General features: G+C 43.4%; 19 protein-coding genes. 14 read left to right on the plus strand and 5 right to left on the minus strand.

Annotated elements, in window-relative coordinates:
- From JL57_RS18890 to JL57_RS18915, 6 genes are all read left to right on the plus strand, one after another.
- Window positions 1-746: IS200/IS605 family accessory protein TnpB-related protein (locus JL57_RS18890; protein WP_034143529.1), on the plus strand; the 746-nt coding region annotated here is incomplete at its 5' end.
- A gap of 250 nt (window positions 747-996) precedes the next feature.
- Window positions 997-3,384 (plus strand): 3-hydroxyacyl-CoA dehydrogenase/enoyl-CoA hydratase family protein, encoded by a 2,388-nt coding sequence (locus tag JL57_RS18895; RefSeq protein WP_034143530.1) that lies wholly within the window; start codon window positions 997-999, stop codon window positions 3,382-3,384.
- 13 nt (window positions 3,385-3,397) lie between these two features.
- Entirely contained in the window at window positions 3,398-4,555 is a 1,158-nt protein-coding gene (locus JL57_RS18900) for an acetyl-CoA C-acyltransferase (protein ID WP_034143531.1), read from the plus strand.
- Window positions 4,556-5,125: 570 nt separating this feature from the next.
- Window positions 5,126-6,898: an acyl-CoA dehydrogenase family protein gene (locus JL57_RS18905; RefSeq protein ID WP_034143532.1), complete on the plus strand. Its 1,773-nt coding sequence runs from the start codon at window positions 5,126-5,128 to the stop codon at window positions 6,896-6,898.
- A 238-nt stretch (window positions 6,899-7,136) separates the two neighbouring features.
- On the plus strand, window positions 7,137-8,039 hold the full coding sequence (locus JL57_RS18910; protein WP_034143533.1) for an MBL fold metallo-hydrolase: 903 nt from the start codon (window positions 7,137-7,139) through the stop codon (window positions 8,037-8,039).
- Between the two features lie 38 nt (window positions 8,040-8,077).
- Window positions 8,078-9,394 carry a methyl-accepting chemotaxis protein gene (locus JL57_RS18915; RefSeq protein ID WP_034143534.1) on the plus strand — a complete coding sequence of 439 codons (1,317 nt, stop codon included), beginning with the start codon at window positions 8,078-8,080 and terminating at the stop codon, window positions 9,392-9,394.
- A gap of 478 nt (window positions 9,395-9,872) precedes the next feature.
- Here JL57_RS18915 and JL57_RS34860 read toward each other — a convergent pair whose 3' ends face one another.
- The 5 genes from JL57_RS34860 to JL57_RS18935 all read right to left on the minus strand — a co-directional run bounded on the left by JL57_RS34860 (window position 9,873) and on the right by JL57_RS18935 (window position 13,241).
- The gene (locus JL57_RS34860; protein ID WP_291300270.1) at window positions 9,873-10,049 is read right to left on the minus strand and encodes a hypothetical protein; all 177 of its coding nucleotides are present in this window, start codon (window positions 10,047-10,049) and stop codon (window positions 9,873-9,875) included.
- Between the two features lie 2 nt (window positions 10,050-10,051).
- Complete coding sequence (locus JL57_RS18920; protein WP_034143535.1) at window positions 10,052-10,528, minus strand: PIN domain-containing protein; 477 nt, start codon at window positions 10,526-10,528, stop codon at window positions 10,052-10,054.
- A gap of 288 nt (window positions 10,529-10,816) precedes the next feature.
- Window positions 10,817-11,542, minus strand: a complete 726-nt coding sequence (locus JL57_RS18925) for an MIP/aquaporin family protein (RefSeq protein WP_034143536.1) — start codon at window positions 11,540-11,542, stop codon at window positions 10,817-10,819.
- Between the two features lie 405 nt (window positions 11,543-11,947).
- Window positions 11,948-12,898, minus strand: coding sequence for a magnesium transporter CorA family protein (locus JL57_RS18930; RefSeq protein ID WP_034143537.1), 951 nt, complete (start codon window positions 12,896-12,898; stop codon window positions 11,948-11,950).
- A gap of 40 nt (window positions 12,899-12,938) precedes the next feature.
- On the minus strand, window positions 12,939-13,241 hold the full coding sequence (locus tag JL57_RS18935; RefSeq protein WP_034143538.1) for a EutN/CcmL family microcompartment protein: 303 nt from the start codon (window positions 13,239-13,241) through the stop codon (window positions 12,939-12,941).
- 443 nt (window positions 13,242-13,684) lie between these two features.
- Here JL57_RS18935 and JL57_RS18940 point away from each other — a divergent pair, with 443 nt between their 5' ends.
- The 8 genes from JL57_RS18940 (at window position 13,685) to JL57_RS18975 (ending at window position 22,785) form a co-directional block, all read left to right on the plus strand.
- Window positions 13,685-14,914: a PocR ligand-binding domain-containing protein gene (locus JL57_RS18940; RefSeq protein ID WP_034143539.1), complete on the plus strand. Its 1,230-nt coding sequence runs from the start codon at window positions 13,685-13,687 to the stop codon at window positions 14,912-14,914.
- A 20-nt stretch (window positions 14,915-14,934) separates the two neighbouring features.
- Complete coding sequence (locus tag JL57_RS18945; protein WP_291300271.1) at window positions 14,935-16,686, plus strand: response regulator; 1,752 nt, start codon at window positions 14,935-14,937, stop codon at window positions 16,684-16,686.
- 273 nt (window positions 16,687-16,959) lie between these two features.
- Window positions 16,960-17,238, plus strand: coding sequence for a propanediol utilization microcompartment protein PduA (gene pduA, locus JL57_RS18950; RefSeq protein WP_291300277.1), 279 nt, complete (start codon window positions 16,960-16,962; stop codon window positions 17,236-17,238).
- A gap of 26 nt (window positions 17,239-17,264) precedes the next feature.
- On the plus strand, window positions 17,265-18,053 hold the full coding sequence (pduB, locus tag JL57_RS18955; protein ID WP_034143541.1) for a propanediol utilization microcompartment protein PduB: 789 nt from the start codon (window positions 17,265-17,267) through the stop codon (window positions 18,051-18,053).
- Between the two features lie 20 nt (window positions 18,054-18,073).
- A complete protein-coding gene (locus JL57_RS18960) occupies window positions 18,074-19,744 on the plus strand; it encodes a propanediol/glycerol family dehydratase large subunit (protein ID WP_034143542.1) in 1,671 nt (556 codons plus the stop codon).
- Between the two features lie 23 nt (window positions 19,745-19,767).
- On the plus strand, window positions 19,768-20,418 hold the full coding sequence (locus JL57_RS18965) for a propanediol/glycerol family dehydratase medium subunit (RefSeq protein ID WP_034143543.1): 651 nt from the start codon (window positions 19,768-19,770) through the stop codon (window positions 20,416-20,418).
- Between the two features lie 15 nt (window positions 20,419-20,433).
- The gene (locus JL57_RS18970; protein WP_034143544.1) at window positions 20,434-20,949 is read left to right on the plus strand and encodes a diol dehydratase small subunit; all 516 of its coding nucleotides are present in this window, start codon (window positions 20,434-20,436) and stop codon (window positions 20,947-20,949) included.
- Window positions 20,950-20,961: 12 nt separating this feature from the next.
- Window positions 20,962-22,785 (plus strand): diol dehydratase reactivase subunit alpha, encoded by a 1,824-nt coding sequence (locus tag JL57_RS18975; protein ID WP_034143545.1) that lies wholly within the window; start codon window positions 20,962-20,964, stop codon window positions 22,783-22,785.
- Window positions 22,786-22,790: the final 5 nt, after the last annotated feature.

Here is a 22,790-nt window from a genome sequence, read left to right on the forward strand (position 1 = left end):
GGCAGATGGTCCTGGATTATCTCAAAACCGGAGAAGCCTATCAGGTCGAGATGATCCGGGAGAACGACAAGTATTATATCCATGTGGCGATTGAGGAAACTATTCCTGAAACCTATACGTCTTATAACGGACTCTATGGAGTTGACACCAATCCCGATGGGTTAGGAATCGCCAGCTTGGATTACTTGGGACAGTTTAGAGGGCATATGTGGATGTCCCAAGGCGAATGGACCTACGCCAGATCGAACAGACGTCTTAACCTAATCGGAGAGCAGGCAAAACTCTTGGTTAACATGGCCCAAGAGTCCGGCAAAGGATTAGCCGTTGAGGATCTGGACTTTAAGCAGGATAAAGACGTATCTGCCAAATTCAACCGGATGAGTCACGGGTTTGTGTGGTCGAAGTTCTTGGAAGCGGTAGAACGAAAAGCATTAAGAGATGGAGTACCACTCATCAAAGTTAAGCCGACCTTCACATCGGTGATAGGGATATTAAAATATCAACACCAATACGGCTCGTCAAACCATGAATCAGCGGCTTATGTGATTGGCCGCAGGGCATTGGGCTATGATTATGAAAAAGTTCCATGGAGTTTAGTGGATGAGTTCGTGAAGGATAAAGACGGATTTTCCTACATTAATAACTGGAAACAGTGGAGTGCCATGAAAAAAGTAATTCTTAAATCTCTAAAAAAGAAAGGGGTGAAAAGCCTGGTCTCTTGGCAGCATTTAAGGAAATCAGCTTAAAGTAACCCTGTGGTAACGATACACGTTGTGAAAGGTCGTTGCCACACACATAGGTTTAGGCGGTGGGTAACACCCCCTTTTGGGCAGAACGGCATAAGCCGGCGATTGTTCAATCAATCACCCGAAATACAGGTTATGGCCTGTAGCTAAGTAGCTGAATCCTGTGATGCTACCTCCTGTCTGTCGGCAGGAGAAAAACATATCATACCGTTTTACATGGTTTCGGTATGTTTTAGAAACCAGGATGGAAATGCAGATTCATAAAGTAGCGGTAATAGGGTCAGGTGTAATGGGAGGTACCATCGCGGCGCATTTGGCCAATGCCGGAATCCCAAGCCTATTGTTGGATATTGTCCCTTCCAAACTGTCGGCCAAAGAAGAAGCAGCCGGATTAACCCTGGAGGACAGGAAAGTTCGAAATAGTATTGCAGAAACCAATAAAGCCAAATTGTTAAAAATGAACCCAGCCCCGTTTTTAGTGCCTGAGTTTGCTGACCGGATTGAGGTTGGAAATTTAAGCGATGATTTAGGTCGTTTAGGTGAAGTGGATTGGGTGATTGAGGTGGTTGTAGAACGCCTTGACATCAAGGTAGATCTCTTCAAAAAAGTAGCAGCCCATGTCCGCCCAGGTACGATTGTTACCTCTAATACCTCGGGAATCTCTTTAAAATCCATGGTAAGTGACCTGCCAGAGAGTTTTACCCGTTATTTCTTAGGAACCCACTTCTTTAACCCCCCACGCTACATGAAACTCTTAGAACTTATTCCTGGTCCCAATACCGACCCGGAAATTATTACCTTCTTAGCTGAGTTTGGCGAGAGGGCTTTGGGCAAAGGGGTTGTCATGGCTAAAGATACGCCGAATTTCATAGCCAATCGGATTGGCGTATTCGGCTTAGCAGTAACTCTTCAGGAAATGCTTCGCTCCGGCTTAACAGTCGATGAAGTGGATGCTCTTACTGGACCGGTCATGGGACGCCCGAAGAGCGCCTCCTTCAGAACGGTTGACCTCGTCGGATTGGATACCTTTATCCATACGGCTAATACCGTTGCTGTCGGCGTACCTGCGGAAAAGGAGAATTTTACATTACCTGAATTCATGCAAACAATGCTGACCAATGGTTGGCTCGGAGATAAAACCAAGCAAGGGTTCTACAAAAAGTCCAAGGGCCCTAAAGGTAGAGTTATTGAAGTGCTCGATCCCCAGACTATGACCTATGTTCCCCAAAAAGTCGTGAAATTTGCTTCCTTAGATAAGGCAAAAGCAGCAGGTAGCCTAACTGAAAAGATTCGTACCCTAGTTAGCGGCAAAGATGCTGGAGCAGAGTTTTCTTGGAATGTCTTAAAACCTGTTTTGCTCTATGCGGCGACCATCGCTAAGGATATTGCCGATAACATCCCTGGAATCGACGAAGGCATGCGCTGGGGCTTTAACTGGGAAATGGGTCCCTTCGAACTCTGGGATGCACTGGGAGTTAAAACGATAGCAGATCGTGTCGTCGCGGAAGGGGGAACATTGCCTCCCTTAGTTGAAGAATTGCTCTCTAAAGGGAATACGCATTTCTATCAAAAGACCGAGACTGGTCAAGTCTCTTATTTCGAGGCTGGAGCATATATTCCAAAAGCTGTAAGCCCCTATGCTTACTCCATGAAGCAAGCGCATAAAGAGGGTAAAGAAATTTTTGGCAATGCTGGAGCAAGCCTTATGGATTTGGGAGACGGGGTAGCTTGTTTAGAATTCCACTCTCCGAATAATTCCATTGGCGCGGACATTGTTACGATGATTCAAAAGTCGTTGGTGGAAGTGGAGAAGAATTACCTCGGTATGGTCATCGGCAATCAAGGCAAGAATTTCTGTGTAGGCGCAAATCTTATGTTGATCCTCTTAGAAGCAGAAGAGGAAAACTGGGATGAGATCGATCTCATGATTCGGGCCCTGCAAAACGAAATGATGGCTTTGAAACATGCTAAAAAACCAGTTGTCGCAGCACCCTTTGGAATGACCCTTGGTGGCGGAGCGGAGATTTGCTTACACTCTCATGCCATTCAAGCTTCTTCTGAATTATACATGGGGCTCGTTGAACTGGGCGTTGGCTTGATTCCTGGTGGTGGTGGTACCAAAGAAATGGCAGTTCGTGCTATGGAAGGGGTTCTACCAGGTATTCAAGTGTCACCGGATTACTTCTTTGCCAAACGCTTTGAAGCGGTGGCGATGGCTCAAGTTTCGACCAGCGCGGAAAAAGCTCGTCAACTTGGTTTCTTGCGTAATTATGATCGCTACAGCATGAATGCAGACCATGTCATCTTAGATGCTAAGGCTCGGGTTATCGATATGGCTCGTAACTTTAGGCCTAATTTACCTACTAAAGTCAAAGCTGGAGGTTCTGGTGTCCGTGCTATGTTAGAACTGGCTCTCTATGGTATGCGCGAAGGAAATTATATCTCAGAGTATGACCAACATCTAGGCAAGAAACTGGCTTATGTCATGAGCGGCGGAGATCGCCCAGCTGGTATGCTTGTGGATGAGCAATATTTATTAGATCTCGAACGAGAAGCCTTTATGAGCTTAATCGGTGAACCAAGAACTCAGGATCGTATCCGCCATATGCTCACCAAAGGCAAGCCATTACGGAATTAAGGGGGGGAAAAGCATGCAAGAAGCGTACATTATTGAATCCAAGCGGACCGCCATTGGTAAAGCGGTCAAAGGTTCCTTAGCACAGGTTCGTCCGGATGATTTAGGTGCTTACGTCATTCAAGATATTCTCAAGAGGGTTCCTTCACTCAAACTGGTAGATATTGAGGACTGCGTTATTGGTTGTTCCTTCCCTGAAGGTGAGCAGGGCATGAATGTGGCTAAAATCATAGCTCAGCGCGCTGGTTTACCCATTGAAGTCTGCGGCGTAACCGTCAATCGCTTTTGCTCATCAGGGATACAAGCGATTTCCATGGCAGCGGACCGAATTCGTTTAGGGGAAGCAGATGTTATGATCGCTGGCGGAGTGGAGAGCATGTCAGCAGTTCCACTAGGCGGGTTGAAACCAGCACCTAATCCCTTCTTGGTAGGGAATGCTCCGCAAGCTTATGTTTCCATGGGCATTACGGCTGAGAATGTGGCTATGAAATACGAAATTACTCGCGAGCAACAAGATGCCTTTGCAGCTTCCAGTCATCAAAAAGCCTGGGCAGCTCAAAGCAGTGGACGTTTTGATGATGAGATTGTACCGGTTCCTCTGCCGATGTTTGGGAAGCCTGGTGAAAAGTGGTTTACGAAAGACGAGGGCATTCGTGCTGAGACCACAGTTGAATCGTTGTCAAAACTACGGACTGCCTTTAAAGCTGGAGGTACCGTTACGGCAGGGAACTCGTCCCAGACCAGTGATGGTGGAGCCATTGCTCTTCTTATGTCAGAGCAAAAAGTTAAGGAGCTTAGTCTCAAACCCGTAGCTGTATGGCGTGGATTTGCAGTTGCTGGTGTGGAAGCAGAACTGATGGGTATTGGTCCGATTAAAGCTATCCCAAAAGTGTTAAAGCAAGTTGGCTTGACTCTTGCGGATATCGATTTATTCGAACTGAATGAGGCGTTTGCTTCCCAATCGCTGGCGATCATTAAGACGCTGGACATCGATCCTGCAAAAGTAAATGTTAATGGCGGAGCCATTGCCTTTGGACACCCTCTGGGTTGCACGGGAGCAAAGCTAACAGCCACTCTCTTAAGTGAAATGGGCAAGCGCAAGCTGAAATACGGTATGGTAACCATGTGCATCGGTGGAGGCATGGGAGCCGCTGGGATTTACGAGTTACTATAGGGTTTGAAAGTAAGGGGCCATCGCACGTTCACACACGTTGCGTTCACTGGCTCGTTGGATGCTGAAGCTATCACTGCCAACCTCTGGGTAGCGCAGGATGTGAACCTAGGCGTGATAATGCTTCAGCATCGGCACTCGCTTTATCGTGAACTCCACTAAAGTGTTCACTTAGCGATGTCCCCTTAATTTCTGGTCGATTGGGCTGGGATGCGGGGGGACATATGCGAGTAAGGGATGGTTCTTGACTTGCACTTTGGCAGATGAGGCTAGGAAAGAGAAGCGGGGGAGGTTCTCGTGCTTCCAACATGGACGCGAGAATCGGATACCTTGATAGGGTAACCCAACAAATGCAATCCAGTGCAAGTAAGGGGCGATTTCGGCTACACTCCAATTATGGTTTTTGTAAATGCAAAAAAGGACTTATTTAATGATTGTTGTTGATAAGCATAGAAGCAATACGAGGTGTTAGGGCTTGTAATTGGTAGAGGTTAGAGACGTTAGGTAAACAAAGATACCATTCGAATCTCGAACATCGAACCTCGCACCTCGATCAAGAGGAGGATATTAATTATGGAATTAGAATTACGCGGAGGCGGTTTTTTACTGGCTGAGGTTTCTCCGGATCAGGTATATGTTCGTGAGGAGCTAAATGAAGATCATAAGCAACTCAAGCGGATGGCACATAATTTTATGACGAAGGAAGTTGCTCCGAAGATCGAGGAAATGGAGGAGCAACATGAAGGCGTCGTTAAGGAGTTTATGCGTCAAGCTGGAGAATTGGGATTACTAGCGTTGGAAATCCCTGAGGAATTTGAAGGTTTGGCTATGGATAAAGCCTCCACAGTCGTGGTGGGTGAGGAAGTTCCTCGTGGTGGATCATTTGCAGTTGCTTATGCAGCGCATACCGGAATTGGTACCTTACCGATTGTTTATTTTGGTACACCTGAGCAAAAGGCTAAGTATCTCCCCGGACTTGCTAACGGTACTAAAGTGGCAGCCTACTGTTTAACTGAACCTGGTTCAGGATCCGATGCTTTGGGTGCAAAATCCACGGCTGTTCTCAATGCAGAGGGAACCCACTATTGTCTGAACGGCACAAAACAATTTATCACTAATGCTGGTTTCGCGGATGTCTTCCTGGTCTATGCTAAAGTAGATGGGAAAATGACCAATTTCATCGTTGAACGCGGATATGCAGGTCTGTCCTTTGGACCTGAAGAACAAAAGATGGGGATTAAAGGGTCTTCTACTCGTCAAGTTATCTTAGAAGATGTCCTGGTACCTGTAGAAAACGTGGTAGGAGAGCTCGGTCGTGGACATGTTGTTGCCTTCAATATCTTGAATGTTGGCCGCTTTAAGCTGGCTGCTGGAGCAATCGGAGCTGTTCATGCTGTTATGGAAACAGCCCTAAAATATGCCTCGGAGCGTAAGCAATTCGGGTTAGAACTTAACACATTTGGAGCAATTCAAAATAAGTTTGCTGAAATGGCTATTAAGATGTATATGGCTGAGAGTGTTGTTTATCGTACTGCAGGTCTTATGGAGAGTGGATTCCATGGACTCGATCTGACTAGCGATTGCCGTAAAGAGGCGGGTAAGGCTTTAGAGGAATACGCCATTGAATGTTCCCTTAATAAAGTCTACGCATCTGAAGTTTTAGATTTCGCCGTGGATGAAGGAGTTCAAATTCATGGTGGTTACGGTTTTATTAAGGAATACCCGATTGAACGGATGTATCGTGACTCCCGTATCAATCGCTTGTTTGAAGGAACGAACGAAATTAATCGACTGCTTGTACCGGCTACACTCCTAAAAAGAGCAATGACAGGGGAACTTCCATTGCTACAAGCAGCTCAAGCCGTGAGCAAGGACTTGATGTCAAGTGGATTAGGTGGGGATGCAGAAGGATTAGCAGGACTAAACCAACTGACGCAAAAGGCCAAAAAATTGTGCTTAATGGCGGCCGGGCTTGCAGCTCAGAATTTGGGTATGGCTTTAAAAGATAATCAATACGTTCTGACTGGCATGGCAGAGATGGTACTCCAAGTCTATGCCATGGAAAGTGGAGTTCTTAGAGCTCAGAAAGTTCAAAACCTTGACGTATCTGATGAGCATAAAGCATTTGTCGAGAAGGCTGCAACTGCAGGAACTTATGCAGCATTTAATATTCTTGAGCAACAAGCTAAAGAAGTTCTCTGTGCAGTCGAGAAAGGGGATTCCCTCAGTACTGTTATGGCAGGAATGCGCAAGCTTGTCCGTCGTCCCAACATTGATATGATTGGTTTACGCCGAGAAATCGCAGAATATATCATCAAAAAAGAGGCTTATCCAATTAACTACTAAGGTATGTAAAAGAAAGGGGCCATGCCCCTTTCTTTGAGTTAATCAAAAGTATCGGTAAGGTCGACTCTCTCCATCTGAATTTTCCTAAGATTCTGCAATAAAAAAGGCCATCGTCTTAAGACATGGCCTTTTGTGCTAAATTGTTATTATTAATTAACATCTATATTATTACCATTGTATAACATTTAATGATCAATGACAATGAATAGCTATTCATTTTTTGATTGGAGAGAATCTAATGCCTGAAATAAAAGAAGTCGCAAAAAATGTCTATTTGCTTAAAGTCCAAGTGCCCATTAATGTTGATTCAGTCAACCTTTATCTGATCGATGGTGAAGTTCCAACGCTTATCGATGCAGGGACCAATACGCCGAATGTCATCGAAGCGGTTCATGAAGGCATGAAACAGGTGGGCATAAAGCGACTGGAACAGGTTTTAGTGACTCATTGGCACGTTGATCATGCTGGAGCAGCAGCAAGTTTTGCTAAAGAAGGGGCCCAGATTTTTGTGGGTTCCAGAGATTACCTAGAATGGTTTAGTTTTATACAGGGGCATGCTTTCGGAAAGTTGAAGGACTGGGCTACTCAAGAGTGGGGAGTTCCGAAAAATGAAATTTCAGGAATGATAAAAGTGTTTGAGTATTTTCGGATGTTAAGCGCCTTGCCAGATGAGGTCAGTTTAATCGAGCCTGGTCAGTCGATTATGGCCGGAGACAATTTTCTTAGGGCTTTTTTAACGGCTGGTCACACCGCAGGACATATGTCGTTTTATAATGAGCAAGATCGTCTTCTTTTTTCGGGTGATATGCTTCTACCGGATGAGATACCCTATCCAGGAATTTGGCAGGAGGGGAACCAAGTCGTGAGTGGATTGCCGAGTTATCTTGATAGTTTGGCAGTTATTGAAGCACTTCAAGCCCAAACCTATTTTCCCGCTCACGGGGCTCCTCAGGAAAATTCAGTCAAACGTTGTCAAGAAATTCGAGAGCAGTTGCATCATCAAGTTGAAAAGCATCAGCCCGCTGAAAGTGTATATTTAAGTGCGTCAAATTTTGGCAATCAGAAGATACATCCGGGTGTACTCTTTTTAAAATTACACTATGTTTATGGGTGGGAACAGCTTAAAAAACGTGCAGGGTAGGTACAGGATCCTAACTTGCTTAAGGAGGAGAAAACTCCGTGAAAAGCAACGAGAGACTAATCAAAGAGGGAAAGCAGAATAACATCAGTCTAGTCAAGTATATTTGGAAAACCTTAATTACAGTTGTTCCTATGGTTTCTGCTTTGGGAGTTATAATCGTATATCTTATGAAGCTTGAATGGGAAAAAACGGTGATTTTATTGCTATGTTTTTTGCTTTCAGGCGTTCTCATAGGAATCATTGCTTCTTTAAAAAATTATCGTCGCTTTTTATTGCCCATCTATGCCATGCAAAAAGGGATTATTGATGTAGCCCAAGGAGATTTGACCCAACGAGTTGAAGTGGTGAAAAATAGTGAAGTAGCAGAATTAGGGTATTCATTTAATGATATGATGAATAACTTTGAGAGTATTATCCGAAAAATTCGCGAGATGACGAATTCTTGGGTTATTTCGTCTGAAGAATTATCGGCTAGTGCTCAACAAGTGACGGCGTCAAACACGGAAGTTGCCGATAATACAAACCAAATGGCCGTTGAGGCAAAAAACCAAGCAAGAACCCTGCAACAGATGCAGGTAATGGTAACGGAACTTGAAAATGCAGCACAAATGATCGCAGAAAGGGCCATGTCCGTTTCCGTCGAGGCTGTGAAATCCGAGCAATATTCTACAGAAGGATTAAATAAGCTTTCCGTGATTGTGCAGGCAATGGAGGTAACCAATCAATCTGTGAGTAAATCCGTTAGTACGATTGAGAATTTAGCTGATCAATCGAATCGAATCGGTTCGATCACTGAGGCAATTGCCCAGGTAGCTCAGCAAACAAATCTTTTGGCGCTTAATGCTGCGATCGAAGCGGCGCGAGCAGGTGAGCATGGCCGGGGATTTGCCGTAGTCGCGGACGAAATTCGAAAACTTGCAGAAAGTGTGGCCACCTCAACACGAGAAGTTACAGAAATCACCACCCTGATTCAAGGAAGTGTCAATGATGCTGTACAAGGAATGATGAAGACTGCTTCTATGGTAAAAGAAAGTGTTTCTACGATTCATTTGGCTCAGGAAACCTTGGCCGATATCGTCAATTCTACCAAGGAGGTATCTGACAATATTTCAGATATTGCGGCCTCTAGTGAACAGATGCTCGGAAATATGGAGGTGATGACCCGCAGTGTTAGTACGGTGATGCGGATTTCAGAAGAGGCGGCCGGCACAGCAGATACGATTAAAGAGTCAACCACGGAAGTGTCGGCAACAATGCAAATTGTAGCTGCAGCGGCGCAGACCCTAGCGCAAAACGCATCTCAGCTTAAGCAAGAAGTGGAACGTTTTAAGGTTTGCAGCACAAGAAACGTGTAGGGTGAAAAAATAAACTCAGGTGTAGACAGTTTGTATTACCATTTGCGACACATCATCGGGGCTGGTAACATTACACATGTCCGCACACGTGCCGCATGAGCATGTTGTGTCATTCTCTCAATCCTTGGCTCAAAAGATTGCAACTCGACCACAAACGGCGATTAATCTTATAAAAAAAAGCGTTGCCTCCTTTAAACATTCTTAATCAAAAAGTATGCAAGTTCGGAGACTTCAATGGTCATAAGAGGTCAAATCCTAAGAGAGTTTTTGCTGTTGGGTTGGCGTTAACAAAAAAATCCAAACGGGTAAGTCTGATTCTATATCAGACTTACCGTTTTTTCTTTTGGTAAATATTAATATAAGGGAAGGGCAAGAACAGTGAAAATTAGAACAAAGTCGAACCGTAATATTCCCTTAGATGCACAGCCTAAAGATAAAGCCCTTCCTTGTTGTGAAGGAAGAGCTAATATTGTTAATCTTAATGGCAACTTACTTTTGAAGTTTTTTTCCTTAATTCTTCAATAAGTTTTTTGCTTTCTTCGGCTTCACACTTGGTTTTTTCAATCAGTTCCTCCGGTTTAAGACTTTTAGTGTTCTCGTAGTTCTTATATCTTATTTGGTGAATGTCATCAATAGTAAATTTCTTACTACCCATTATTATTCCTCTCCTTCCAGCATCATAGATGGTGGTAATATGCTAATTTCATTATAATCCAGCAACTTATTTACTGCCTGTACTTTATTAATGGTCTTGATATTTACAAAGTGTTTAAAATTCCAGCTTATAATATACTTACATCCAACTATGGTTGCAACAGCTATATGGCGGCAATCATCCCTGCTTTTGGCGTTTAATACCCCGTACTTTATATACTCATCTGCCAAAGTAATCGTTTCCAGGGTCTCCTGTATTTCTTCGTAATCGATTTGACTTAAGTACTTAAAAAGAAGTGTGCGTTTTGGTTCAGGGCATTTGGTCAATTCAGCAAGAGTAAGGTCTGAAATAGTCACGATATATTGGCCCTTTTTTAGCTCCTGCCACAATTGCAGGGTATCTTGCATTTTTTCCTGGGTATCCATAGCTTCTAAATGGCTTATTACCGATGTATCTAAGTATATTTTACTCTTACTCATAGTGAATCAGCCTCCGCTCTTAACTCTATAATACTATTAACCTAGGTTATTATCAATATTTACCAGAAGATAATAATATTCAGGAGCGAGTATAAGCGAGAAGTAGTGACATATTCTTTGTTCTGGTGAACAAGAAGAACTTAGACGTGTTAGTTAATGACCTTTTGGGGAAAATTCAAATTGATACCATGCCAACGGTTGCCTACCTCAATGGATGACCTAAAGGGAATATATTTTAAATATATTCCCTTTAGGTTTTAATTACATTATCAGTGTTTTCAGGATAGCTTAGAGAATTCCAACACCCTTGGCTAAAGCAAATGCAATCGCCCCGCCAATCATGGGGCCAACAATAGGGACCCATGAATATGCCCAATCGGAATCTCCTTTGCCAGCAATGGGGCATATGAAATGAGCAATTCGGGGGCCTAAGTCACGAGCCGGGTTCATGGCATATCCTGTGGGACCACCCAGGCAGGCACCTAATCCGAAAATCAAAAGGCCGACCATGAAAGGACCATAGCCAGGGGTCATGACTCCTACGCTTTTTGAGAAAATAGCAAAAACCCCGAATATTAACATGATTGTAGCAATGATTTCAAAAAACAGGTTTTGCGCATAATTTCGGACTGCTGGAAAGGTACAAAAAACTCCCAATTTTGTAGCCTTATCTTCCGTAAGTTCCCAGTGACCGCGGAAGAGCAACCAAGTGATACAACCACCGGCAACGCCGCCCGCTATTTCTAAAAACATGAGAATTAGGGCGTCCTTTACTGAATAGACCCCATTTAAGAGTTTCGCAAAGGTTACTGCTGGGTTAAGATCACCTTGCGCACCGCAGGCAATCGCAACAAAAATACCCATCATAACACCGACTGCCCAACCGGCAATGATATTCACCCAACCAGCGCCTTCAGCCTTTGATTTTGCGAGGCACGAGTTGGCGACTACGCCGTTTCCAAAAATAATAAGCGTAGTTACACCTAGAAATTCCCCTAAATATGGAGTAACCATAATTTGAACCCTCCTTATTTTACGATTATCTTGTGATCTTTTTTCTTACTGCTGAATAGTCGCTCCTTTCTTCACAATCATTTAATTTAAAATATATTGATATAGTACCTCCAATTTGGATAAATACCTGTACATTAATTTGCCGGTATATACTACATTATTGCCTTACCAAAGCCTGGGATTTTCCATGCAATCACCTATAAATTCCATAATTGTGATTATTACATATAAAGTAGGATTTATTTGTCCGAATAGTTTGACAAGTGGCTGAAAGTCCTTGTGAAGATGCAAAAGTGGCCCAAAGCCCTTCAATATCGGGACATTGGACCACTCTTTGTATGTAAAACTCCTCGCAGCAAGCTGCTGAGAATTAGACCTCTGAAATTCAGAACATATGCAGGAGCATCAGAACATTCCTTTTTTTCGAAGAATAATACCCATAGTACTACTTGTGATAAGTGCCAGCAAAAGAACTATCCAAAATCCTATCTCTGTACCCTGCCAAGGTACCTTGAGCGTCATGCTCCAAAAACTCGAGATCATTGTAGGAATAGCTAGTAAAATTGTTACAGAAGCTAAAAATTTCATAATCTGATTTAAATTGTTGTTAATGACCGAAGAAAATGCATCCATCATACTACTCATGATGTAACTATAAGTTTGAGCTAATTCCAAAGCTCGCTTATTTTCGATAATAACGCTTTCCAAAACATCCTCATCTTCTTCATGCATCTCTAGAAGATATCGCATTTGTGGGTCAGATCGCATGCGGAGGATTGTTTCCGCGACAATCACATTGCCACGTAGGGCTGCAGTAAAGTAGGTTAAGCCTTTTTCAAGATCAAGAAGTTGGAATACTTCTCGATTATTGGTTGACTTGCGTAGGCGAATCTCAATCGCATCTGTTCGCTGGCGAATATGCCGAATAAATTTCAAAAAGACTGTATCGGCATGATACAAAATTTGAAAGAAGAATTGGGTCCTTTTCGTTGTATCGAAAAAAAACCTACTGCTATCGTTGCTATCTGGAAGTACTTGTATCAGTTCTTCACTTATGGTTATGGTTAATTCTGGTGTTAAAATAATACTGAGCGGGCTGGTCTCATATCGATCAGCACCATGAGAAACAGGAACACTAATTATGGCAAGAATACAGTTTTTACCCAAAATAATCCGTGGACTGTCATCTTCATCAACTGCAAAACGAAAAAAATGCTCCGGTATCGGGACTGTAGCTGACATTTGTCGGATTTCATCAGATGTTGGGTTGACTAGTTTAATCCAAACTCCTTTAGCCAAGGGATCCCATGATACTTCTTGGAGCTTATCTTCCAGCGTTTTATAGGTTGTCAGCATAAAATTCTCCTTCTTAAAACCAAGCTTTGATATTAGAGCACTATCCTTTCTGCACCCAATATTGTGCTTTGGAAATACCCTCAAGATCAATATTCTCTACAATTCCGACGATAGCGGCATCTACGGCACTGTTATCATTTCCCATGACATGGCGGGCGGAACTTCCGGAGGTTACTAAAACATTCTCTCCGTTTCCAGCGCCTACAGTATCTACAGCAACCTGCAGGCTGATTGTATTCATGCCATCTAAATTTAAAGGTTGAACCACTAAGAGTTTACATCCAACTAAGCTTTCATTCTTAGTTGGGGCCACGACAGTTCCTACAACTTTGCCAAGCCACATGGGAATCCCCCCCATAATACTAAACATAGTATTTTTGTTTCTATGCTAGTTTTTCTTATAAACTTAGTTTGACGAGTTTATTCTTTTTCCTTTGGATTATTTTGTGACAACATAGAACATTATTGTTTTTATGTAACTACATAGAAAACACTGAAGATTTTCCAAGTACCCCTCATCTTTAAGGGCATTCGCTACAAGGATGGACGTAGTTGTGGCAATGAGGGCAAAATAGTTATATAGAGAGTACGTAAGGCAGAGAGACTCTGACTGTGAAAGTATTATCGAACATCCAACGAATAATATTAGTTTGCTATAATATAGCAAATTATTGCTTCTTGCAGGAAATAGTCTGTGCTATATCAAATACTCCTTCTTATAGAAGGAGTAGTAATAAATGGATATCTCGTAACTAAAATGCTATAGTTTTACGAGGGGGGATTCAGATGGAAGCTTTGAGCCGATCTGTCTTAGGTCAAATTGTGAATATCCAGATTTTGCAGGAAATCCAAGATCATTTTTCGGAAGCAACCGGATTGGCAGCAGTAATTGTCGACGTTGAGGGGAACCCTATTACTGAACCAAGCAATTTTACCAAGTTTTGTACATATATCCGTTCCTATCCCCAGGGGCTATCAGGATGTATTAGTTGTGATGATCGAGCCGGTCGAGCGAGCAGAAAGAACATTGACAAGCAAAAGCCTGTTGTGTATCTATGCCACAGTGGATTAACGGATTTGGCTGCACCTATCATTGTACAAGACCAATACATCGGCGCTTTTCTTGCCGGGCAAGTTATTTTAGAAAAAGAAGATTATGATGCTAAAGCAGAAATGTTTCGTTGCGTGTCTGGTTTGGGTATGGAGACGGAAGTTTTGTCAGAGTTTTTTGATGTCATCGAAGTTGTGCCAGAAAAAAGGCTCAAGGCCGCAGCCGATCTCATCTATAGTATGACAAATTATATTGTGGAAATCGGGGTTTCCAATATTTCTCAGAAGCAACTCGTGAAAGAAGTAAAAGCTAAAGCCCACTTGGAAGCCACGTTGCGTGTTACCGAATTGAAGGCACTACAAGCTCAGGTCAATCCCCACTTTTTATTCAATGCGTTAAATACCATTGCTCGGTTGGCTCTTTTGGAAGGAGCCAGCAGAACTCAGGAAGTCGTCTATGCCTTATCTGATTTGCTCCGGGACAATTTACAGGATATTGACGTTCTGCGAACCTTGGAAGAAGAAGTAAAATCCGCCAAAGACTATCTATTGATCCAAAAGGTGCGTTTTGGGGATCGTATTCAATCATTCATCGATATAGATCCTCAAATATTGAAAATAATGATTCCGGCTCTTACCTTGCAGCCAATCATCGAAAATGCCATCATTCATGGACTTGAAAAAAAGGTAGATGGCGGGCAGATCTTTGTTAGTGGACGGATCGAAGGAGAGCAAATTATTATCATTGTGACCGATACCGGAGTCGGAGTACCTATGGAACGCATTCGCAGTATCTTCCGTGCTGAAAAACGAACTATAACTCATGGGCAAACGACTGGTCTGGGAATCATTAATGTTCATAAACGTATTCAGCATCATTTTGGTCCTGAATACGGTCTAGAGATAGAAAGTAAAGTTGGTGAAGGCACCAGCAACTACATTCGTCTCCCAGACTGCCGGGCATAACATATAAGAGGAGAATAAGAATGTATCGATTGTTGATTGCAGACGATGAACAATTAGAACGACAAGCCCTACGGTTTATAATAGAGAAAAATTTCCCCGACATTCAAGTAGTCGGTGATACTGGGGATGGTGCCAGTGCTATTAATATTGCTAAAAGTGAAAAACCAGATATTGTGTTGATGGATATCCGCATGCCTGGAATAGACGGTTTGGAAGCTGCCAAAAGTATATTGGACTTGCTTCCCAATGTCAGCGTTATCATGCTTACAGCAATGGACGATTTTAATAGCGCTAAGCAGGCCCTAACAATAGGTGCTGAGGGATACTTGCTAAAACCGGTACGCCCTAATGATTTACTGTCCACTTTACGGACTATCATAAGCAAAATTAGCGTGATACAGTTAAAGCAACAGGAAGAAGCTCTCTTACGTAAAAACGTAGAAGACGCCATGCCATTTATCCAAATGTCGTTTGTATATGATTTGATTTCAGGTAACATTATGGAACTGGAACAATTTTGGGAACGATCGACGTTTCTGGGGATGAAAGTTGATCCTGGGGTCGCCTTAGTTGTGGATATTGATAATTTTAAGCAACTCACCTATAGTGATTCTGAACTGGAAAAACAAATGTTAAAACAGCGAGTTTATCAGCTGATTTGCAGTGTCGTGGGTGATAATGGCTTGGTTACTCCCTTTAGCAGTGACAATTTGATTATTTTATTAGGATTTAAGGAAGTAGATACACCAAAAATTATAAAAAATGATGTGCATAAAATAGCGACAAATATAAGAGATAGTATTCTTCGATCTATGAATACTAGTATTACGGTTGGAATTGGACGTTATTACGATAATCCATTGGATATACAGAAGTCTTACCGCGAAGCCTTGAATGCCCAGCGGCAGAGGTTTTATCTTGGGGATAATCAAATCATTCATGTTGAAGATATACCTCATCTAAGTACAGGACCCTTCAATTATCCTTTTCATTACGAGCGGACAGTATTGGATAAGGTTCGTTGTGGGGACAGAAAACAGGCTAAACAGGCCCTGAGTAAGTTATTGAGTGAAATATTTGTGAGTAACGCTAGCATTGAGACCGTGAAAGCTTGTGTCCTCGAATTATTGATCGTATTATCCCGAGCGGCTGTAGAAGGGGGTGCTAATTTAGACCAGCTGACCTTGTTAAATTTTAATAGTATCAATGTTTTAATGGGGTGTTGTTCTAAAGAACAGGTGGAACAGTGGATGTTGGAATCCTTAGATTGCGTTATGGACAACATGTTGGAAAATAGAAGCAGCATTAATATTCGAGTTGCGAATAGTGCGTGTGATTATATCAAGGAAAATTGCCATAGAAATATATCATTAGAAGAAGTTGCAGAAACTGTACATTTAAGTCGCTTTTACTTTAGTCGATTATTTAAGCAGGAAAAGGGTTGCAACTTTGTAGATTTTATAACGAAAGTTAGAATTGATAGAGCAAAGTTGATGTTGCAAAATCCAGATTATAATGTAGTACGTATCGCTGCAGAGGTAGGTTATCAAGATGCTAGTTATTTTTGTCGCGTATTTCGCCAAGCGACTGATCTGACACCTAATCAGTATCGTAAGGAGATGCGTCAAAAAAAGACTGGCAGTGAACTCGTTCAACTAAAGTTGAACATCGAGTCTTCGGTGGGGGACTCTACCCCCACCGAAGCGGAGCCGGGGGTACCACTCCCACTTGTAGAAGTGGGAGTCTCACGATTGGATGAAGGTGAAGTATAGAGGATTATTGTAAGTAGCAGCAGATTATAAAAAAGCATAATTCAAACGAAAAGGACTGTGGTCAAACAGTCCTTTTTTGCTTTTCTGTAAAAAAAACAGTGGATAGAAAACAATAAAGTCTTATAAAAATAGTTCGGTCCAATATTTGGGATAAATATCTACAACGAACACCGCAAATATATCCAGTGGGTAAGCAATATATGCTGAAGTAAAAATGGATAGAAAAAGCTACTATTTATATAGGTTTTTTTATTTTGAGGAGGGGAGGTTCAAATTATGAGTGAGGCCTTAGGTATGATTGAAACCAAAGGATTGGTAGGGGCTATTGAAGCAGCTGATGCAATGGTAAAGGCAGCTAATGTCGTATTAATCGGCTATGAAAAAATCGGTTCAGGTTTAGTAACGGTGATGGTTCGAGGCGATGTTGGTGCTATAAAAGCAGCAACAGATGCGGGTGCCGCCGCCGCTCGGAAAGTGGGCGATGTTGTTTCCATTCACGTTATTCCTCGTCCACATACAGATGTGGAGAAAATTCTTCCCAAAGTCAAATAGGAATTAATTTGGAGGTGTAAGTTTTTATGCAAGAACAGTTAATTGACAAGGTCATGGACGAAATAAAAAAACGTATGGAAAGCCAAGTTCCTGACGAGACGGGACAGGAAAAAACCAAAGCGGTCGTAAACATCGGCATGACTGAGTATGTCGGTACTGCAATCGGCGATACCATTGGACTGGTTATAGCCAACGTTGATCCCATGTTGCATGAAAAGATGAAGATAGATCCAAAATATCGTTCTATTGGGATCCTTGGTGCCCGTACTGGAGCTGGTCCTCATATTATGGCCGCAGATGAAGCAGTTAAAGCTACTAATACTGAAATTGTCAGCATTGAATTGCCCAGGGACACTAAAGGTGGAGCCGGACACGGTTGTTTGATTCTTTTTGGTGCTGAAGAAGTTTCAGACGCTCGCCGGGCAATTGAAGTCGCCTTGAAAGAACTTGATCGCACCTTTGGGGATGTGTATGCCAATGATGCAGGACATCTTGAAATGCAGTATACTGCTCGGGCAAGTTTTGCTGTCAATAAAGCTTTCGGCGCACCAGTTGGTAAAGCTTTTGGCCTGATTGTCGGCGCTCCTGCAGCCATCGGAGTGCTAATGTCTGATGTTGCTGTTAAAACAGCAAATGTTGAAATAGTTGGATATGCCAGCCCTGGGGGTGGTAGCCACTCCAACGAGGCAATTCTTATGGTGACCGGGGATTCCGGGGCAGTACGCCAATCGGTCTTAGCAGCAAAAGAAGCGGGTCAGAAACTGCTGGAAGCAATGGCTGGTCCAGCTCCTTCAGTAACAACACCATATATCTAAGAGTAGGGAGGGGAGAAATAATGAAAAGGTCAAAACGATTTGAGGTATTAGCTGCCCGCCCTGTCAATCAGGACGGTTTCGTAGAAGAATGGCCAGAGGTGGGTCTAATAGCCATGGGCAGCCCCAATGACCCGGAGCCTAGTATAAAAATTGAAAATGGGAAAATCGTCGAAATGGACGGGGTATCTCGCAGTAAGTTTGATTTTATTGAACAATTTATTGCGGATTACGCCATTGATGTGACGGTAGCCGAAAAGTCAATGGCTATGGATAATAACGATATCGCCAAGATGCTTGTAGATATTAATGTCTCAAGAGAAGAAATAGTAAATCTTGTTCGTGGATTAACAGTCGCTAAACTTGTGGCTGTGTTCAACACCATGAATGTAGTCGAAATGATGATGGCCATGCAAAAAATGCGGGCCCGTAAAATTCCCTCTAATCAGTGCCATATTACTAACATTAAGGACAATCCAGTACTGATTGCTGCGGACGGAGCGGAAGCAGCAATGCGCGGATTTGATGAAATGGAAACTACAGTGGCGGTCGTCAGGTATGCACCCTTCAATGCCCTGGCACTTCTGATTGGTGGTCAGACTGGTCGGGGCGGTACCTTGATTCAGTGTGCGCTGGAAGAAGCGACAGAGTTAGAGCTTGGCATGCGTGGTATTACTGCGTATGCGGAAACCATTTCGGTATACGGTACAGAAAATGTGTTTGTCGACGGTGATGACACACCTTGGTCAAAAGGCTTTCTTGCTTCGGCCTATGCTTCGCGGGGTCTGAAAATGAGGTTTACTTCCGGTACCGGTTCGGAAGTGCAGATGGGTTATGCAGAGGGTAAATCCATGCTATATTTAGAAATTCGTTGCATTATGGTTACACGGGGGGCTGGTGTCCAGGGATTGCAGAACGGATCTGTAAGTTGTATTGGTGTACCGGCTGCTGTTCCATCGGGTATTCGTACGGTGTTGGCAGAAAATTTATGTACCACGATGCTGGATCTGGAAGTTGCATCCAGTAATGACCAGACATTTACTCATTCCGATATTCGACGTACTGCTCGTACGTTAATGCAAATGCTCCCCGGCACTGACTTCATCTGTTCTGGTTTTGGAGGCATTCCCAACTATGACAATATGTTTGCTGGTTCGAACTGGGATGTTGAAGACTATGACGATTGGAATATCATTCAGCGTGACTTGAAAGTCGATGGTGGACTAAGACCAATTTCCGAGGAACAAGCTATCGCAGTTCGTAATAAAGCTGCCCGGGCATTGCAGGCTGTGTTTAAAGAACTTGGCTTCCCGGAAATCAAGGATGAAGAAGTCGAAGCCGCAACCTATGCACATGGTAGTAAGGATATGCCTGAACGTAACGTAGTTGAAGATTTAAAAGCCGCTCAAGAATTGATGAGTCGCGGAATTACTGGTCTGGATATCGTTAAAGCTTTGGCTAAAAACGGTTTTAGTGATTTAGCTGACCATATACTGAATCTTTTAAAACAACGTATTTCAGGAGATTATCTCCATACATCGGCCATTCTTGATAAAGACTTTAATGTTATAAGTGCAGTCAACAGCCGGAATGACTATCGTGGTCCAGGAACTGGTTATCGCATCAGCGATGAACGTTGGGATGAAATTAAAACCATCAGTCAGGCCATTAAACCGTCTGATTTTGACGTTTGAGTCAGGAAGAGAGGTGGATTGTAATGGAAGTTAATGCGCAAATGATTCGTGAAATTATAGTGCAGGTGATACAAGGGATGCCAGGAATTGAACAATCCAAAAGTGCAAAACCAGTGGTCGCTGGGCATCCGATGACTTTGGTGGAAAAAGGCGAAGCACGCCTTGGTACGAGGGCTGATGAAGTGGTGATTGCTTTAGCTCCAGCCTTTGGCAAATATCAAAATAAAACCATCGTGAATGTTCCTCACGGCGATGTACTGCGGGAAATGATTGCTGGTATTGAGGAACAAGGTTTACATGCCCGTGTGATCAGGGTAATACGTACTTCTGATGTGGCTTTTGCCGCCCATGACGCTACTAAGCTGAGTGGCTCGGGAATTGCTATTGGGATACAGTCCAGAGGAACGACAGTCATTCACCAAAAAGGTTTGCCACCCTTGAGTAATCTGGAACTATTTTCCCAGTCGCCCTTGCTGGATTTGGCAGCTTATCGGGCTATTGGCGGTAATGCTGCTAAGTATGCCAAAGGAGAATCCCCAACTCCGGTGCCAACGAAAAATGATCAGATGGCACGGCCTAAGTTTCAGGCAAAAGCAGCAGTGCTTCATATTAAAGAAACGGAACACGTGGTTCCTGGAACTAAACCGGTCGAACTTGAAGTGAATTTTAATTAAGCGGAGGTGATAGAAATGTCTCAAGAAAAATTGATCGAAAATATGGTCCGTGAAGTTTTAAAGTCCATGTCTCAAGCACCACAAACCACCTTGCCTCCTTCAAAGGGTACATTACAAGGATTAAATCCAGACCATGATTACCCTTTGGCTGCCAAACGACCAGAATTATTGAAAACTCCTACGGGTAAAAAGCTCTCAGACATTACCCTGGAGAACGTCTTAAATGGTAAGGTAACGCCTAAAGATGTGAGTATTGCTCCAGAGACACTTCGCATGCAGGCTGATATTGCGGATGGTGTGGGGAGAACCCAGCTGGCCAATAATTTGCGCAGAGCGGCAGAATTAACGGCTATCCCTGATAACCGAATACTTGAAATGTATAATGCTCTTCGTCCCTATCGATCGACTAAAGCGGAATTAATCCTTATTGCTGAGGAAATGGAAACTAAATATAAGGCAACCATAAGTGCCGCCTTTGTAAGAGAGGCTGCAGGGGTTTACGAACGCCGGAATCGTCTCAGAGCGGAGTAGGGTGGGATTTTCATGACGATCGTAGCGGGTGTGGATATCGGGAATTCCACAACGGAGGTTTGTTTAGCCACTTTTGACTCATTAAGCTTAATTAACTATTTAGCCAGCAGTATCATAAAAACGACTGGTATCAAAGGTACAGTAGCTAACGTACCGGGAATTGTCATTGCTCTGGAAGAGGCTTTGAAAAAATCTGGACTTAAGATGAATGATCTGGATGAAATACGGCTAAATGAAGCAACACCGGTCATTGGGGATTTGGCAATGGAAACCATTACCGAAACCATTATTACCGAATCAACGATGATTGGTCACAATCCATCGACACCTGGCGGGGTGGGCTTAGGGGTTGGAACAACAGTGTGGTTAAGTCAACTGGTTGGTATTATTACCGGAGAGAAGGTCCTTTGTGTTATTCCCGCAGGCATTGATTTTCAAGAAGCAGCTGATGCTCTTAATGAGGCTATGACCCGAGGGATTGATGTTCAAGGAGTCATCGTTAAGCAAGATGATGCGGTGCTGATTGCTAATCGGCTCAAGAGAATCATACCGGTAGTGGACGAAGTGACCCTGATTGATAAGGTTCCCCTTGGCATGATGGCAGCAGTGGAAGTGGCTGAAGCGGGGCAAACCATTACAACCTTATCTAATCCCTATGGAATTGCAACTGTGTTTAAGTTATCTGCTGAGGAGACCAAGATGGTGGTCCCTATTGCCCGGGCTCTGATTGGCAATCGATCGGCAGTCGTTGTGCGTACACCAGCAGGGGATGTCAAGGCCCGGACTATATCGGCTGGATTTATCACAGTCTTGGGAGAAAAAGGTAAGGCTGATATCGATGTCGATGCTGGTGCTGCAAAAATAATGGCAACAGTGGAACGGGTACAACCGGTTCTTGACGTACAGGGGGAAGCTGGAACCAACGTTAGCGGGATGCTGGAAAGAGTTCGCCAAGTGATGAGTGAACTTACATCCCAACCTCTGGGAGAAATGAAAATTCAAGATTTGCTGGCAGTCGATACATTTGTACCTCAAAAAGTGCAGGGTGGGTTAGCCGGAGAATTCGCGCTAGAAAATGCGGTGGCTTTGTCGGCTATGGTAAAAACGAGCCGCCTTCCCATGCAACAGATCGCCGACCAGTTAAGCAAAAATCTCGGTATTCGAGTTGTGATTGCGGGAGTGGAGGCCAATATGGCAATTCGTGGTGCCCTTACGACTCCGGGTACAGATAAACCCCTTGCAATTCTTGATATGGGCGGTGGATCGACTGATGCGGCCATTATCACCAGGGAAGAGAGGGTATTAGCTATCCATTTGGCTGGAGCTGGTGATATGGTCACGATGCTCATCAATTCCGAATTAGGACTCAATGATTTTGATCTATCAGAAGACATCAAGAAATACCCTCTGGCTAAAGTCGAAAGTTTATTTCATATACGGTTAGAGGATGGGACGGTGCGGTTTTATGAGCAACATCTTCCGCCTGAGGTTTTTTCCCGTGTGGTGATTCTAAAAGCAGGTGAAATGGTTCCTATTCCCACAAATCATCCCTTAGATAAGGTTCGTCATGTGCGTCGGGAGGCCAAAAAACGGGTGTTTGTTACAAATGCCTTGCGGTCTCTAGCGCGGGTGGCCCCTACAGGCAATATACGTCATATGGATTTTGTTGTTTTGGTAGGAGGATCAGCTTTGGATTTTGAAGTGGCGGATATGGTGACTGATGCCTTGGCTGAGTATGGGATTGTCTGCGGACGGGGAAATATTCGGGGTTCAGAAGGTCCTAGAAATGCCGTGGCTACCGGACTGGTACTATCCTATCTTGGCGGAGAGGCGTGAAAAGA

The organism is Desulfosporosinus sp. BICA1-9 (genome assembly GCF_000802135.1).

Coding starts and splice junctions, on each gene's coding strand:
- JL57_RS34860 (WP_291300270.1), bottom strand. CDS start 10,049: ATGGGTAGTAAGAAATTTACTATTGATGACATTCACCAAATAAGATAT.
- JL57_RS18970 (WP_034143544.1), top strand. CDS start 20,434: ATGTCTCAAGAAAAATTGATCGAAAATATGGTCCGTGAAGTTTTAAAG.
- JL57_RS18960 (WP_034143542.1), top strand. CDS start 18,074: ATGAAAAGGTCAAAACGATTTGAGGTATTAGCTGCCCGCCCTGTCAAT.
- JL57_RS18910 (WP_034143533.1), top strand. CDS start 7,137: ATGCCTGAAATAAAAGAAGTCGCAAAAAATGTCTATTTGCTTAAAGTC.
- JL57_RS18925 (WP_034143536.1), bottom strand. CDS start 11,542: ATGGTTACTCCATATTTAGGGGAATTTCTAGGTGTAACTACGCTTATT.
- JL57_RS18935 (WP_034143538.1), bottom strand. CDS start 13,241: ATGTGGCTTGGCAAAGTTGTAGGAACTGTCGTGGCCCCAACTAAGAAT.
- JL57_RS18930 (WP_034143537.1), bottom strand. CDS start 12,898: ATGCTGACAACCTATAAAACGCTGGAAGATAAGCTCCAAGAAGTATCA.
- JL57_RS18895 (WP_034143530.1), top strand. CDS start 997: ATGCAGATTCATAAAGTAGCGGTAATAGGGTCAGGTGTAATGGGAGGT.
- pduB (WP_034143541.1), top strand. CDS start 17,265: ATGCAAGAACAGTTAATTGACAAGGTCATGGACGAAATAAAAAAACGT.
- JL57_RS18945 (WP_291300271.1), top strand. CDS start 14,935: ATGTATCGATTGTTGATTGCAGACGATGAACAATTAGAACGACAAGCC.
- JL57_RS18920 (WP_034143535.1), bottom strand. CDS start 10,528: ATGAGTAAGAGTAAAATATACTTAGATACATCGGTAATAAGCCATTTA.
- JL57_RS18965 (WP_034143543.1), top strand. CDS start 19,768: ATGGAAGTTAATGCGCAAATGATTCGTGAAATTATAGTGCAGGTGATA.
- JL57_RS18900 (WP_034143531.1), top strand. CDS start 3,398: ATGCAAGAAGCGTACATTATTGAATCCAAGCGGACCGCCATTGGTAAA.
- JL57_RS18940 (WP_034143539.1), top strand. CDS start 13,685: ATGGAAGCTTTGAGCCGATCTGTCTTAGGTCAAATTGTGAATATCCAG.
- JL57_RS18905 (WP_034143532.1), top strand. CDS start 5,126: ATGGAATTAGAATTACGCGGAGGCGGTTTTTTACTGGCTGAGGTTTCT.
- JL57_RS18975 (WP_034143545.1), top strand. CDS start 20,962: ATGACGATCGTAGCGGGTGTGGATATCGGGAATTCCACAACGGAGGTT.